This window comes from Providencia sp. PROV252, assembly GCF_033676005.1.
Classification (GTDB): Bacteria; Pseudomonadota; Gammaproteobacteria; order Enterobacterales; family Enterobacteriaceae; genus Providencia; species Providencia vermicola.
In genome coordinates, this window is sequence record NZ_CP096294.1 from 2,653,872 (window position 1) to 2,668,301 (window position 14,430).

Consider the following 14,430-nt stretch of genomic DNA (forward strand, 5'->3'; position numbering starts at 1 on the left):
GAATTGTTATGTCACATACATATACAACGTTTTCACAGAAGAAAAATGACCAAATGCAGGAGCCGATGTTTTTCGGCCAACCTGTTAATGTGGCACGCTATGATCAGCAAAAATACCCGATTTTCGAAAAGCTGATTGAAAAACAGTTATCGTTTTTCTGGCGTCCTGAAGAAGTGGATGTATCACGCGACCGTATTGACTACAATGCGCTGCCAGATCACGAAAAACACATTTTTATCAGTAATTTGAAATACCAAACGCTGCTTGACTCTATTCAGGGTCGCAGCCCTAATGTGGCATTACTGCCGCTGATTTCAATTCCTGAGTTGGAAACATGGGTAGAAACGTGGGCGTTCTCTGAAACTATTCACTCACGTTCATACACGCATATTATTCGTAATATTGTGAATGACCCAGCGATTATTTTTGACGATATCGTTGAAAATGAAGAAATTTTAAAACGTGCGAAAGATATTTCGGGTTTTTACGATGACCTCATCGAAATGACCAACTACTATCACATGTTTGGTGAAGGCACGCATACTTGTAATGGCAAACAAATAACCGTTTCATTACGTCAGCTTAAGAAGCAGCTGTACCTGTGCTTAATGAGTGTTAACGCACTGGAAGCTATCCGCTTTTATGTGAGCTTTGCCTGTTCATTTGCGTTCGCAGAACGTGAACTCATGGAAGGCAACGCAAAAATCATCAAACTGATTGCACGTGATGAAGCGCTGCACTTAACAGGTACCCAACATATGTTGAACTTGTTACGTTCAGGCCAAGATGACCCTGAAATGGCAGAAATTGCAGCAGAGTGCGAACAAGAATGTTATGACTTGTTTGTGCAGGCAGCAGAGCAAGAAAAAGAGTGGGCCGATTACCTGTTCAGTGAAGGTTCAATGATTGGTCTGAATAAAGATATTCTGTGCCAATATGTTGAGTACATCACCAATATCCGTATGCAAGCTGTTGGTCTGAAGCTGCCTTTTGAGGCACGTTCTAACCCAATTCCATGGATCAATGCATGGCTGGTGTCAGATAACGTTCAAGTGGCACCACAAGAAGTTGAAGTGAGTTCTTACTTAGTTGGTCAAATTGACTCTGAAGTCAATACTGACGACCTGAGTGACTTCGAACTGTAATTATGGCTAGCCACAAAATCACCCTGCGACTCACGCAGGGTGTTCAAGTCCCCTACCATACAGAAGTTCATTCTTGCTTATTGGAAGCGCTAGAAGATAGCCGAGTACCTGTCGAGTATCAATGCCGTGAAGGTTACTGTGGCTCATGCCGTGTAACATTGTTGCGAGGAAAAGTAGGCTATAAGCGTAAGCCTCTAGCCTTTGTACAAGAAGGTGAAATTTTACCTTGTTGTTGCCATCCGCTTTCTGATATCGAGATTGGTTAGCATTATCAGCGATTGCACAGCTCTTCTATGCAATCGCTTTTAATCTATTTGTTCTTTATTAATTCGCCCTCGCTATTATAAATAGCCATAAAGCGCTGCAAATACCCAACCAAACACACAGGATACACCAACCCCTATTAACCCAGGTAAGATAAAGCTATGGTTGATGACGAATTTACCGATACGCGTCGTTCCTGAACGGTCGAATTGAATCGCCGCAAGGTCGCTTGGGTAAGTTGGTAAAATATAGTAACCATAACACGCGGGTGCTGATGCAATAATATACGCGGGGTCAACACCAATACCTAACGCGATAGGCACAACCGCGGCCAATGCCGCTGCTTGAGAATTAACAAACTTAGATACCAGTAGTAAGATGACCGCATACGCCCATGGGAAGTCTTTCACTAAAGACCCCAGTGTACTTTTAATTTCATCCATATGGGCGCCGAACATGGTTTCTGCCATCCACGCAATACCATACACCGCCACAATCGCAATCATCCCCGAGCGGAATACTTCATTTTTCGAAATTTGCCCTGGATTGGTTTTACAGATAATGATGATGAGCGCACCCGCCAGCAACATAAACATCTGAATAACTAAAACCATCGATAACGGCTTGCCATTGACTAACGGCCTTAACTCAGAAAATGCGCCGAGTAATGCCACAACCACAATTGATGCTAAGAAAATCCACATCGCGACCCAGTTGATTTTCGGTAATTTTTTATCCAGCAATGTCACACTGCCACCATACACGTAATCATGGTTTTCAGGGACCGAAATAAATTCTTGGAATACAGGGTCTTTATCGAGATCTTTCCCTCTGAACCAACTAAAAATACCGATGGCTAAGATACCAATTAAGGTTGAAGGAATAGTAATTGCCAGTAAATCAAGGAATTCAAGAGACTTGCCATTAATAGTCACACCGTTAAGCATGGCAACTAGGGACACAACTGCAACAGAAACAGGGCTGGCGATGATCCCCATTTGTGCGCCAATACTACTTGCTGCCATTGGTCTTTCAGGACGGATATTATTTTTAATCGCCGCATCGTAGATGATAGGTAAAATAGTGTACACCACATGCCCTGTACCACACAAAATGGTTAAGATACAAGTCACAAAAGGTGCCACAATAGAGATGTACTTTGGATTTTTCCGTAGTAATCGTTCTGCAATTTGTAGCATAACATCCAAACCACCTGATGCTTGTAACGTAGCTGATGCGGCAACAACAGCAATAATTACAAGCATAACATCAACAGGTGGTTTTCCTGGTGGTAATCCAAAACCAAATACTAAGATAACAAGACCTACCCCACCAAGAAGCCCTAATGCCATTCCCCCCTTTTTTGCCCCATAAAACAAGCAAACAAGGATAATGGCGAGTTGAATCATAAAGTCCATAGTTCCATCCTTTTATATGTATTTGCCTCCTATTATTGAGATGATTTTCAAGCATTAATTTGATTTATGATAATTTTAAAACCAATATAGTTTTATTTTTGTTGTGTTTATTTTGACCGCATCACACTATTTATCTTAAGTAACTGCGATACTAGCCAGTTCAAACAATAATTATGTAAAATCAATAAATTACATAACATTTCTTAACAAATAAGCCAAAATTAATTTACCTTTAGGTATCTTTATTCATCATTTTTCCTTTAGCTAACTAACCTTGATATTGGTCGGTTATTTATTATTATTTTGCCTCCAATTAGTGTACAAATAAATTTACACCAACTGTAATTTACATTTGACACAATTCGCACAATCGCATAATCTGCATCACTTATTAATTATTCAGATTCAATTAGAGGAACTTGTGAAGAATCGTACTCTTGGCAGTGTGTTAATCGTTGCAGGAACAACAATAGGTGCAGGGATGTTGGCAATGCCACTTGCCGCTGCAGGCGTCGGTTTTACAGGCATCGTCTGTTTGCTTGTTGGGTTATGGATGTTAATGAGCTATACCTCATTATTATTAGTCGAGGTCTACCAACATAACCCTGCAAATATGGGGTTAGGTACCGTAGCAAAAAAATACCTTGGTCCAGCAGGACAAATCGTCACGGGTTTAAGCATGTTGCTACTGATGTATGCGCTAACAACCGCTTATATTGGTGGGGCTGGCGTATTGATTTCTGACAGTCTTTCATCTTGGTGGGGGATTACCATCAGTACCGAAGCGGCCATTATCGCCTTCACAATTATTGGTGGAGCTGTTGTATGTATTGGTACCCATTCGGTTGATTTTATTAACCGAATTTTATTTACCGCCAAAACAATTTTCTTAATCATCATGTTAGTTGTTATGATGCCACATGCTGAAGCGGTGAACTTAAGCACTATGCCTATTGAAAAAGGTTTAATTCTCGCCGCTGTTCCCGTTATATTCACCTCATTTGGCTTCCACGGTAGTGTTCCTAGCTTAGTTAACTATATGAATGGTGATGTGCGTAAACTGCGTATGATTTTCATTACAGGTAGCGCAATTCCATTGGTTGCATATATCCTTTGGCAGGTAGCAACACTTGGCTCAATCCCCTCAACAACATTTTTAGGTATTTTAGCACAAGAGTCTGGCTTAAATGGCTTGCTAACTGCCATTCGTGATGTGGTAGCAACACCACGGGTCAATATTGCTGTTAGCCTATTTATGGACTTAGCACTTGCGACTTCTTTCTTAGGTGTTGCTTTAGGATTATTTGACTACCTTGCTGACTTATTTAAACGCAGTAATAGCTTATTTGGTCGTATTCAAACGGGCTTATTAACCTTCGCTCCGCCATTACTTGCGGCACTGTTCTTTAGTAGCTTCGTGCAAGCCTTAACATACGCAGCTGTGGCATTATCTGTCCTTGCTTTAATTATCCCCGCCCTGCTCACTATGCGTGTTCGCAAGGTAGAAGATAAAGGTGAATACCAAGTTAAAGGTGGCATGTCTGTTTTAGCGATAGTATTACTCTGTGGTATTACTGTTATTGCTATTCAGTTCTCGATTGTTGCGGGTTTTCTACCTAACGTCGGCTAATAAATTGGTAAATTAAGCCGTAATTTGGATAACTTCAAATTGCGGTTTTTCTTTTATTTGTCATTCCCCTATTTCCAATAGCTTCCCTTCACTCTTTTATAGATCATATCAATCACGACGCCTCGAATATTGGCATTTAATATTTCAGTTCTCATTAAATGCTTATTATTGAAATTTATTTCTTTAATTACGTCATATACCGTAAATAATACTGAAAAGACAACCAAGCTACCTTGATTTACTGTTAACCAGAGGTTAATAAGGAAACTAGTTGTATGAAAGGAAAAAGCGTTTCTGCCGCTCATGATGCTGCGTTTAAGGGGTTCATGACAAACATTGATAGTGCTCGTGACTTTTTTGAAATTCATTTGCCCGAACATATAAAATCACTATGTGATTTTAATTCATTAGCACTGACTAACTCATCTTTTATTGATAAGCAGCTGCGCTCTCGTTTATCCGATGTTTTGTATTCAGTTCAAACTATACACAGACAAGGGTACCTTTACCTATTGGTTGAACACCAATCTACACCTGATAAATTAATGGCGTGGCGCTTAATACATTATGCTTTTTTAGCGATGAATCAGCATATGCAACAAGGAAATACAGTATTACCCCTTGTTGTACCCGTACTTTTTTATCATGGTAATCGCTCCCCCTATCCACATTCTTTATTATGGACTGATTGTTTTCCCTTTGCTGAGATTGCGAACCAGCTATATACACAACCTTTTCCTTTAGTGGATATCACCGTCATCGATGACAACGAATTAGTCAACCACCGAAAAGTTGCTGTGATGGAATTAGCCATGAAACATAAGTATTTACGTGATGAGTTTCAGCAGGTTCTTCCACTCTTGGCGCAAGCGCTCAATAGGCACTATAATAGCGATAACGATGTGGTGACCATCCTCAACTATCTGTTTATTGCGTTAGACTCAACTAACTTTGAAGAAATCGTTCAAATTTTAGAGGAACAAACGGAACAACATAAGGAAACGATCATGAATATTGCACAACGCCTACAAAATAAAGGCCGCCAAGAAGGTATTCAGCAAGGAAGAGAAGAAGGTATTCAGCAAGGAAGAGAGGAAGGTATCGCTGAAGCCAAGATCACCATGGCAATCCAGTTGCTAAAAAATGGTGTTAGCCCTGAAATCATCATGAAAAGTACAGGGCTAAGTCATGATGTTTTGGCTTCATTACAATAACGCAATGAAAATCAACATGAATATCTAAGAAATCATAAAAAAAAGATAATAATTTGATTTAAAAGTATTTAATTGCAGCAAAATCAAGACCTATGCCCCTAGATGCAAATTACACAAGCAACTAAGGGCAATATAAACTAGGTTACAACGCTAGAATGAAAGACCAGCCCCTAAATAAAGACCATCTGCAATTTTTTCATTCGACTTGTTGTGTGAGCCTTTCATTTCAATTATACGATAGCCCGCATCAATAGATAACGGTTTAAATACCGTATAACGTGCGCCCGCTTTTGCTTCAACATAAGACTTGCTACCTGAAGTTAATGACTCTGGTGCACCATAGGCTTCACCATAAATATTCAGTGAAGGTAGAGCCTGCCAGTTTAAACCACCCCCCACAGCTAATGCTGCACCACTGCTGTTATTATCAGGGGATAAATATAAACCTTTACCGCCAACATAAGCAGAAAAAGGCCCAATAGGGAGACCAAATGTAGCGCCTAAACTGCCCATTTGACCATCATGGTCACTACGTGCCCAAGAACCATTAAACGCGAGGCCTGCATTTTGATTGCCTAAACCCGCTGATAATTCAGTATAGTGTTTGCCAGCTTGTGCGCTCACAGAAACAGCTTGAGCAGAATTCATAAAAAATGGGGACATCGCCGCCACTAATAACACCACTTTGCGCATTATTTTATCCTCTTTAAATTATTACCTACGGATATTACGCGATTTACACACGTTTCTCAGCCTTAATTACTCAGATTTACGCAACCTATTCAGCCAAAAGATAATTTCATCGCACCTAAGTCAGATTTAAATTTTAAATCTGTATTTTAAAAATCCAGCTTATCTCACATTCAATCACAGTAATTGGTTATATTAATTAGATAATCATATCAATAATTACTATACTGAATCACAAGTTTATTGTAGTGGTATTTTTGTTTTATTACAAAATAATAACTTTTTAGTTAGGTTTATGTAGTCATTAAATTCAAAATCAGGAGCATTGTGATGAAGAAAAAAGGCCTTACGACTGCCTCTGGCGCACCCGTCGCCAATAATAATAATGTCATGACCGCAGGTAAACGCGGCCCAATGTTGTTACAAGATGTCTGGTTCTTAGAAAAATTAGCCCATTTTGACCGCGAAGTGATCCCTGAAAGACGTATGCACGCCAAAGGATCTGGTGCATTTGGTACATTTACCGTCACCCACGATATTACGCCTTATACCCGCGCTAAAATTTTCTCTGAAGTAGGCAAAAAAACAGAAATGTTTGCCCGTTTTTCAACAGTAGCTGGCGAGCGTGGTGCTGCTGATGCAGAGCGTGATATTCGTGGTTTTGCACTCAAGTTTTACACTGAAGAAGGCAACTGGGACATGGTGGGTAACAACACACCTGTGTTCTACTTTCGGGACCCATTAAAATTCCCTGATTTAAACCACGTCGTAAAACGCGATCCTCGCTCCAACTTACGAACAATGGAACATAAATGGGCATTTTTCTCCCAATTACCCGAGTCTTTACACCAATTAACGATCGATGCTAGTGACCGTGGTATTCCACAAAGCTACCGCCATATGCACGGTTTTGGTAGCCACACTTACAGCTTTATCAATGCCAATAATGAACGTTTCTGGGTGAAATTCCACTTCCGCTGCCAACAAGGCATCGAAAACCTTTCCGATGAACAGGCTGAACAACTCGTGGGGAAAGATAGAGAAAGTTCACAGCGCGATTTATTTGAATCGATTGAAAAAGGGGATTTCCCTCGCTGGAATTTGCAAGTACAAATAATGCCTGAAAAAGAAGCTTCAAAGGTTCCTTATAACCCATTTGACCTGACTAAGGTTTGGCCACACAAAGACTATCCATTAATTGATGTAGGATATTTTGAACTAAACCGTAATCCAGATAATTACTTTGCTGATGTTGAGCAAGCTGCATTTAGCCCTGCTAACGTAGTGCCTGGTATTGGTTTCTCACCAGACAGAATGCTTCAAGGGCGTCTCTTCTCTTACGGTGATGCTCATCGTTACCGTCTTGGTGTTAACCATCATCAAATTCCTGTGAATGCGCCACGTTGCCCATTCCATAATTATCACCGTGATGGTGCAATGCGTGTTGATGGTAATAGCGGAAATCATGTTACCTATGAGCCAAACGAAGCGGGTTTATTCCAAGAACAACCTGATTTTAGTGAACCACCATTATCTATTGAAGGTGCCGCTGACCACTGGGATCATCGTGAAGACCAAGACTATTTCAGCCAACCACGCGCATTATATGAATTATTAGATGATGCCGAACACCAACGTATGTTTAAACGTATTGCTGGTGAGCTAATTGATGCCACAGAAGCCACGCAAGTGCGCCAAATTGCGTTATTCAAACAAGTTCACCCAGAATACGGTGCAGGTGTTGAGAAAGCGTTGAATGAATTAAAGAAATAAAAATATACCACGACGGGTAATCTGCCCGTCGTATTTCGTTCCCTACCTCCCTTCTGTATTTACATTCATTAATTCAAGCGATCTACTCTCCCTACTTTAAATTTAGGTTAAGTAAAGACAAAGTGAATTGGTATTTGGATGTATTAAGAAATAACTATGCAAATTTTGAAGGGCGCGCTAAACGTAAAAAGTATTGGATGTTTACATTATTCAACCCGATTATCTTTTTGGTATTGATTATATTAATCAGTATTTCAATGGATAGCTATACAGGTGAAATTGGCAGTATCGGCTATATAGCTTAGGGATTATTGTACCAAGTATCTCGGTCACCATTAAACACTTGCACGATATAGACAAATCAGGCTGGTGGTATCTTATCTCATTTGTTCCTTTCGGTGGGATTGTCTTATTTGTTTTTAGCATTCTTGGTGGTACTCCGAGTAATAATCGATTTGGTCCAGATCCAAAGGCCTAATTTTTTACTTATCAAGCCGATTCCTCGGCTTGATACTCTCAGTACAAGCAATATTGCCTACCCACAAACATTTTTATTCAGCTCATCGACCTTGAGCTAAAACCCAGCTTTTCACTTGCTGGCGAGACACTTTAATTCCCCCACTCTTTAAGCTAGGCTCTAACTGATAAAAGCGTTTCGGGTATTGATAGGGAGCAAGTTTGTCTTTTAACCAAACGGATAATTCACTGAGTGGTAAATCTGAGTCGCACTCCACCACGGCAACAGGGCGTTGACCAAATTCGGTATCATCAATGGGAATAATAAAACTTTGCGATACATTAGGGTGAGAATTAATGACTGCTTCAATATCTTCGGGTTGAACGCACTCCCCACCACTAATAAAGAGATTATCGAGGCGACCGAGTATTTGATACTCACCATCAATAAATGCGCCTTTATCATTCGTTTTAAACCAGCCATCAATACAATTTAAAGGCTTAATTTTACCGTCAAACCAATAGCCTAGAGCCTGACTCGTTGACTTAACTTGAACTTCATCAGCAACAACACGAATTTGTTTCCCTTTTAACGGTAGGCCTACACCACGTTTACCATCTGCACGCTTAGCACACACTGTCGAGGCCATTTCAGTCATACCATAGCCGCTCCAACATGCGATACCTCGACTTTCAGCTAAATCTGTTAATGCAACAGGAATAGAGGCTCCCCCTAACAACACTTCTTTAAGGGACAGTTGGCTGTCAAACTCACCATTAAGTAAACGCCATAATTGTGTTGGCACCAATGAAGCGTGAGTCACTCCTTGCAAAGCATCTATTAGTGGCGTACTTTTTAATGCGAGCGTTCCCCCTTTAAGCAGCCAACGCCAAACAATCCCTTGCCCAGAAACATGAAAAAGCGGTAGGGAAAGTAACCAACAATCACCCTGTTGGTAGTCCATCGCATTAACGACACCATCTGCGCTACTGAGGTGCGCCTCAACGCTATGAACCGCCGCTTTAGGTAAGCCAGTTGATCCAGAGGTTAATATTAGTGTGGCTGGTTGTGTCACATGAATCTGAAAATTAACTGGCTGAAACTCATCATCACCAATAAAGTGGTGATACAGCTGATAGTCAAGATTTCGGTAATTTGAAAGTGTCTCAATATCATCAGTAAAATCAATCACGAAACTGATATCAAGATGGGGTAATAATTCCCTCAGCGTCCGTTCAGGTATCTTAGGGTTAAGAAGAAGAACACGCGCACCACAGGCAATCAGCGCCAGTTGGCTAAGTAATAACTCAACCGAGTTTTTACCCCGAAGAGCCACACATTGACCGTTCGTCACACCTTGCATTGAAAAATAGGTGACAAGATCTTTAACCTGTTGATTAAGTGAGTCCCAGGTTAGGCTCTCACAATCTGACTGTAAAGCAATTGAATTGGGTTGAAGATTGGCCCAATGCTGCCAAGGCCAATCTCTAAACTGCGTTAACTCTGCCATACAATGGTTAAGTCTTCTAACTGCTGTAATGGAATATCGCACTGCGGCCAAGGGCGGATTAACTGTGATTGAATTAAAGAAACCGTATCAAGGCCAGGGATAGTATTAGGTGTTAACCAATGCGCAACGCGAGCTAGCTGAGTTAAGCCAAAACTGCTTTCAATGGACGAGCTAATCACTGCTTGTAAGCCAAGGCGATGAGCATCTTCAACTAAAGAACGGCAATAGGCTAAGCTACCCGTAAGTGTTGGTTTAATCACAATTGCCGCAACACCCGCTTGAGCTTCCACCTTGAACCCCTCTTCTCGCACACTTTCATCCCATGCAATGTTAATGCCCGTATCAGCAGCAAATTGCAGAGACTCTTCACGCGTTTTACACGGCTCTTCTAAGAATGCGATACGATCACGATAGTCAGGGTTAACATATTTAGCAAACCCGTCCGCTTTCGTTCGTGTCCAACTGCGATTTGCATCAAGGCGTAGTTTGAGCTCAGGCACCGCTTCTAGCAACAAATTTGCTACCATGCCATCACGCACGGCCTCATATAAGCCCACTTTAACTTTCGCAACTTTTTCGCCTTCCATCGCATCAAGGCTTAAAATTAAGTCATCAGGATCACCACTACACAGTGGTGCTTTGCGATAGTCTGCGTCTTGGGGTAATTCGCCAGTTAGCTCAGCCACAGCACAACTACATCCAAATGCCACGGAAGGAAGTGGACTATCAGAAATTTTGCCGTCTTTCACCCATTCATTCAGGCGAACAATGGTTTCAGCGGTCGCTTCTTCCAAAGTTTCTTGACTGAATTCAGGTAGAGGTGAAATTTCCCCCCAACCTTCGTTATCCCCATCTTGCAAGCACACCAAAAGCCCATCACGTGTTTTGAGGCGTTGATAACGAAGGATAACACCTGCCTCCATAGGCAGGCTGAACGAATAAATTTTGGCTTTACGCATTACGGGTTACGCTTATATTTAGAGAAGTCAGGCGCACGTTTTTCGTTGAAGGCATTACGGCCTTCTTGACCTTCATCAGTCATATAGAACAGCATCGTCGCATTACCCGCCAATTCTTGCAGGCCTGCTTGGCCATCACAGTCCGCATTTAATGCTGCTTTCAAGCAACGCAGTGCCATTGGGCTATTCTCTAACATTTCACGACACCAGCGAACGGTTTCTTTTTCTAATTCTGCGTAAGGAACGACGGTATTAACCAGCCCCATATCTAATGCTTCTTTTGCATCATATTGACGGCATAAGAACCAGATTTCACGCGCTTTTTTCTGCCCTACAATACGCGCCATGTAAGATGCACCCCAACCGCCGTCAAAAGAACCTACTTTTGGCCCTGTTTGACCAAAAATCGCGTTATCCGCCGCAATCGTTAAATCACACATCATATGTAAAACATGACCTCCACCAATGGCAAAACCAGCAACCATTGCAACGACAGGTTTTGGACAGGTGCGAATTTGGCGTTGAAAATCTAAAACGTTTAAGTGATGAGTACCACTTTCATCACGGTATCCACCGTAATCACCGCGAATTTTTTGGTCACCGCCAGCGCAAAAAGCTTTTTCACCTTCACCCGTTAAAATAATAGTACCAATGTGGTCATCATAACGTGCGTCAGATAAGGCTTGGATCATCTCTTTAACCGTTTGAGGACGAAACGCATTGCGCACTTGCGGGCGATTAATCGTAATTTTCGCGATCCCTTCGGGGGATTTATGATACAGAATATCGTCAAACCCTTCGGAGCAATCTTGCCATTCAATAGGTGCGTACAGTTTTTCTTCGCTTGGATAAATCATTCTCAAATTCCTTTAACCACAGTGTGATAAAAAATGGTGAAGTGCAGTTGCATAGCCCACAGGATTTTCTCGATGAGCATTATGCCCTGCATTTTCAATCAGCGTTAATGGCAATGTGTATTGTTGCGAAACGCTTCGAAACTTTTGATCTCGCTCTCCACAAAAATAGTGGTACGGGCAAGATAATTGATGCAAATTTGGCACTAAAAACGGCTGCTGAGATAACGATGTACTCTCAAGCATGTCCGCAATACCTTGCGGATTATTTTCTTGACGCAATTCAATCAGTTTATTTCTCTGTTCTGGTGATAAATCCGCAAAAACAGCTTGTTGGTACCAATCATTTAGTACCTTTTTTATGGACTCTGTGCGAAAACGTTGTGCCCATGCTTTATCATTCTTTTCACGGTCGCGTCTCGCCTGCATGTCATCCAACCCAACATTTCCGCCCTCTATAACCAACCCTAATAAACCTTTTGGCTGGTAAAAGCAGGCAAAATGCATAGCAAGGCGAGCTCCCAATGAATAACCTATCAAGTAATATTCATCAACATAATGATATTGCAGAAGTGCATTTAATTGCTCATCGAAGTGTTCGAAACCTTGACACGTCTCTTTCTGCGAAGCACCGTGTCCAGGCAAATTAATGGCTAGTGATCGGTAATCATTAAACTGTCTAATCACAGGAAGCCAATCATCTGCACTCCCCAGCAACCCATGAAGCCAAATGAGCCAAGGACCTGATTTTTCTGGATTGTACTGTGTAGCTGTTAGCATTATAGCTCCGAGACGACGCTGAGTAGCTGTTGTAACGTTCGAGCACCCTCATCACTGTCCACAACCAACTCCACAACCAATGTACCATACTGATTATGCCAAAATTGCTGGACAGTATTCTTTAAGCTTTCCCAATCTGTCGGGGCACAATACTGCAAGCCAAACATTTTTGCTGCAGGTTCAAAGCTGACATTCTGCGGCATACAATAATAATTTTGTCTCGCGTCAGCTGGGGTTGGCAGCATAGAGAATATTTGGCCGCCATTGTTATTGACAATAACCAAAATGGTCGGCGCTGAAGGTTTTCGTAATAACGCGAGGCTATTTAAGTCATATAAAGCTGATAGATCCCCCACAATACCTAAGGTCGGTCTCGCCGTTGCACGCTGAACACCTGCCAATGTAGAAATTAATCCATCAATACCACTAGCTCCTCGATTGCTATAAACGGGATAGCTAACAGGTAGTTGTGCGAATGAATCAATTAAGCGTACGATTAAACTATTACCCACAAATAATTGTCCACGCGGAGGAAGTAGTTCTGGGAGTTGATGTGCAACTGCGGCTTCAGAAAATTGACCTGAAAGTTGTTTTTCAACACAATTTTGAGTTTTCTCAGCAAGGCTCAATAATGCTTCACACCATAAGCTGCGCGGCTGAGCGGGATGGTTATCAAGCCAGCCCTTAATCGAACAAGTCAACTTGCGGCCCCTGTGATTCGCAGGGTCTAAACGTTGTGGTATTGAGTCCACAATCCAGTACTCTTTCGGTTGGCAATTCGCTTGCCATTGCAACAAACGTTTACCTGTAATACTTGAGCCAAACTGCACCACTAATTCAGCACTCTGCAATATAGCTTGAGCACTCGGGTTTTGTAACCATAAATCACTGCAAGGATAGGGCTGCCCCGTTTGAGATAACACATCACCAAGAACGGGCCAGCCCAACTCTTGAGCCCACAGGGCAACTAATTCGCCTTCAGTAGCATTCATTCGCCCTGCGATGACAACACCCTTTTTCTGACGCCAAAAGTACCAATCCGCCACGAGTGCAACCGTATGTGTTAACGGCTCACTTAACCATGGGTGATTTGAGTTCCACCAATCACCTAATGTTTGCTGCCATTCATACTCCCCCTCATTTTCGCCATAGAGGGGTTCAGCAAATGGGCAGTTAATATGAAAAGCACCATGATGGAGTTGGTTCATGCCGTTATCAACAGCAGTCACCAGCCATTTAGCGGAAATATCTCTCGTTGGACGAGGCAGCATCAATGACTGAGTCGGATGCGAAGCAAATATATGGGTTTGGCGAATAGCTTGATTTGCACCACAATCAATCAGTTCAGGAGGACGGTCAGCTGTCAAAAAAATAACGTTTTCACCCGTTAACCCAGCTTCTATCAATGAAGGATACAAATTAGCCACCGCAGTACCTGAAGTCACTATCACGCCGACAGGCTCACCGCTTGCCTTAGCCAGTCCGAGCGCAAGATGACCTAAGCCACGCTCATCAAAATGCGTATGGCAATGCAATTTTGGATTGTTACTTGCCGCTAACGTTAAAGGCGTCGAACGGGAGCCTGGCGCGATACAAATGTGTTTCATACCATGACGGCTAAGTGCTTCAATGATCACTTCAGCCCAACGGATATTAAATGCAGAATTCGACATAATATGCTCAGCAAATTATTAATTATCAATCAGTTTAGACTGATAGAAAAAAGTTTCTTGATC

Annotated in this window: 14 protein-coding genes; 7 read left to right on the top strand and 7 right to left on the bottom strand. The window is 41.9% G+C overall.

Going from position 1 to position 14,430, the window contains the following annotated elements; translation table 11 throughout:
• The first annotated feature begins 8 nt into the window (after positions 1 to 8).
• Positions 9 to 1,145 carry a class Ia ribonucleoside-diphosphate reductase subunit beta gene (nrdB, locus tag M1F05_RS12280; protein ID WP_206082327.1) on the top strand — a complete coding sequence of 379 codons (1,137 nt, stop codon included), beginning with the start codon at positions 9 to 11 and terminating at the stop codon, positions 1,143 to 1,145.
• 2 nt (positions 1,146 to 1,147) lie between these two features.
• On the top strand, positions 1,148 to 1,411 hold the full coding sequence (gene yfaE / locus M1F05_RS12285; RefSeq protein WP_206082328.1) for a class I ribonucleotide reductase maintenance protein YfaE: 264 nt from the start codon (positions 1,148 to 1,150) through the stop codon (positions 1,409 to 1,411).
• Between the two features lie 75 nt (positions 1,412 to 1,486).
• Here the strand turns inward: yfaE and M1F05_RS12290 are convergent, their stop codons facing one another.
• Entirely contained in the window at positions 1,487 to 2,827 is a 1,341-nt protein-coding gene (locus M1F05_RS12290) for an anaerobic C4-dicarboxylate transporter (RefSeq protein WP_206082329.1), read from the bottom strand.
• A gap of 481 nt (positions 2,828 to 3,308) precedes the next feature.
• Between M1F05_RS12290 and tyrP the strand changes: the two genes are divergently transcribed.
• Together tyrP and M1F05_RS12300 are read left to right on the top strand one after the other, a co-directional pair.
• Complete coding sequence (gene tyrP / locus M1F05_RS12295; protein WP_241016770.1) at positions 3,309 to 4,457, top strand: tyrosine transporter TyrP; 1,149 nt, start codon at positions 3,309 to 3,311, stop codon at positions 4,455 to 4,457.
• Between the two features lie 275 nt (positions 4,458 to 4,732).
• Positions 4,733 to 5,671 carry an Rpn family recombination-promoting nuclease/putative transposase gene (locus M1F05_RS12300; RefSeq protein WP_206082331.1) on the top strand — a complete coding sequence of 313 codons (939 nt, stop codon included), beginning with the start codon at positions 4,733 to 4,735 and terminating at the stop codon, positions 5,669 to 5,671.
• 150 nt (positions 5,672 to 5,821) lie between these two features.
• Here the strand turns inward: M1F05_RS12300 and M1F05_RS12305 are convergent, their stop codons facing one another.
• Positions 5,822 to 6,364: a YfaZ family outer membrane protein gene (locus tag M1F05_RS12305; RefSeq protein WP_206082332.1), complete on the bottom strand. Its 543-nt coding sequence runs from the start codon at positions 6,362 to 6,364 to the stop codon at positions 5,822 to 5,824.
• Between the two features lie 327 nt (positions 6,365 to 6,691).
• Here M1F05_RS12305 and M1F05_RS12310 point away from each other — a divergent pair, with 327 nt between their 5' ends.
• The 3 genes from M1F05_RS12310 (at position 6,692) to M1F05_RS12320 (ending at position 8,612) form a co-directional block, all read left to right on the top strand.
• Positions 6,692 to 8,134: a catalase gene (locus M1F05_RS12310; RefSeq protein ID WP_206082333.1), complete on the top strand. Its 1,443-nt coding sequence runs from the start codon at positions 6,692 to 6,694 to the stop codon at positions 8,132 to 8,134.
• Positions 8,135 to 8,331: 197 nt separating this feature from the next.
• A complete protein-coding gene (locus M1F05_RS12315) occupies positions 8,332 to 8,439 on the top strand; it encodes a hypothetical protein (protein ID WP_272574094.1) in 108 nt (35 codons plus the stop codon).
• Positions 8,440 to 8,477: 38 nt separating this feature from the next.
• Positions 8,478 to 8,612 (top strand): DUF805 domain-containing protein, encoded by a 135-nt coding sequence (locus M1F05_RS12320; protein ID WP_272539637.1) that lies wholly within the window; start codon positions 8,478 to 8,480, stop codon positions 8,610 to 8,612.
• An 82-nt stretch (positions 8,613 to 8,694) separates the two neighbouring features.
• Here M1F05_RS12320 and menE read toward each other — a convergent pair whose 3' ends face one another.
• From menE to menD, 5 genes are read right to left on the bottom strand one after another with little or no spacing between them, the layout of a single operon-like run.
• Positions 8,695 to 10,101 (bottom strand): o-succinylbenzoate--CoA ligase, encoded by a 1,407-nt coding sequence (gene menE / locus M1F05_RS12325; RefSeq protein WP_206082334.1) that lies wholly within the window; start codon positions 10,099 to 10,101, stop codon positions 8,695 to 8,697.
• Positions 10,089 to 11,060, bottom strand: coding sequence for an o-succinylbenzoate synthase (gene menC / locus M1F05_RS12330; protein ID WP_206082335.1), 972 nt, complete (start codon positions 11,058 to 11,060; stop codon positions 10,089 to 10,091). Before menC ends, menE begins: the two co-directional genes overlap by 13 nt.
• Positions 11,060 to 11,917, bottom strand: coding sequence for a 1,4-dihydroxy-2-naphthoyl-CoA synthase (menB, locus tag M1F05_RS12335; protein ID WP_206082336.1), 858 nt, complete (start codon positions 11,915 to 11,917; stop codon positions 11,060 to 11,062). The genes menC and menB overlap by 1 nt, the downstream gene beginning before the upstream one ends.
• A gap of 12 nt (positions 11,918 to 11,929) precedes the next feature.
• On the bottom strand, positions 11,930 to 12,694 hold the full coding sequence (menH, locus tag M1F05_RS12340; RefSeq protein WP_206082337.1) for a 2-succinyl-6-hydroxy-2,4-cyclohexadiene-1-carboxylate synthase: 765 nt from the start codon (positions 12,692 to 12,694) through the stop codon (positions 11,930 to 11,932).
• Positions 12,694 to 14,367 (bottom strand): 2-succinyl-5-enolpyruvyl-6-hydroxy-3-cyclohexene-1-carboxylic-acid synthase, encoded by a 1,674-nt coding sequence (gene menD / locus M1F05_RS12345; protein ID WP_206082338.1) that lies wholly within the window; start codon positions 14,365 to 14,367, stop codon positions 12,694 to 12,696. The genes menH and menD overlap by 1 nt, the downstream gene beginning before the upstream one ends.
• Between the last annotated feature and the right edge of the window lie 63 nt (positions 14,368 to 14,430).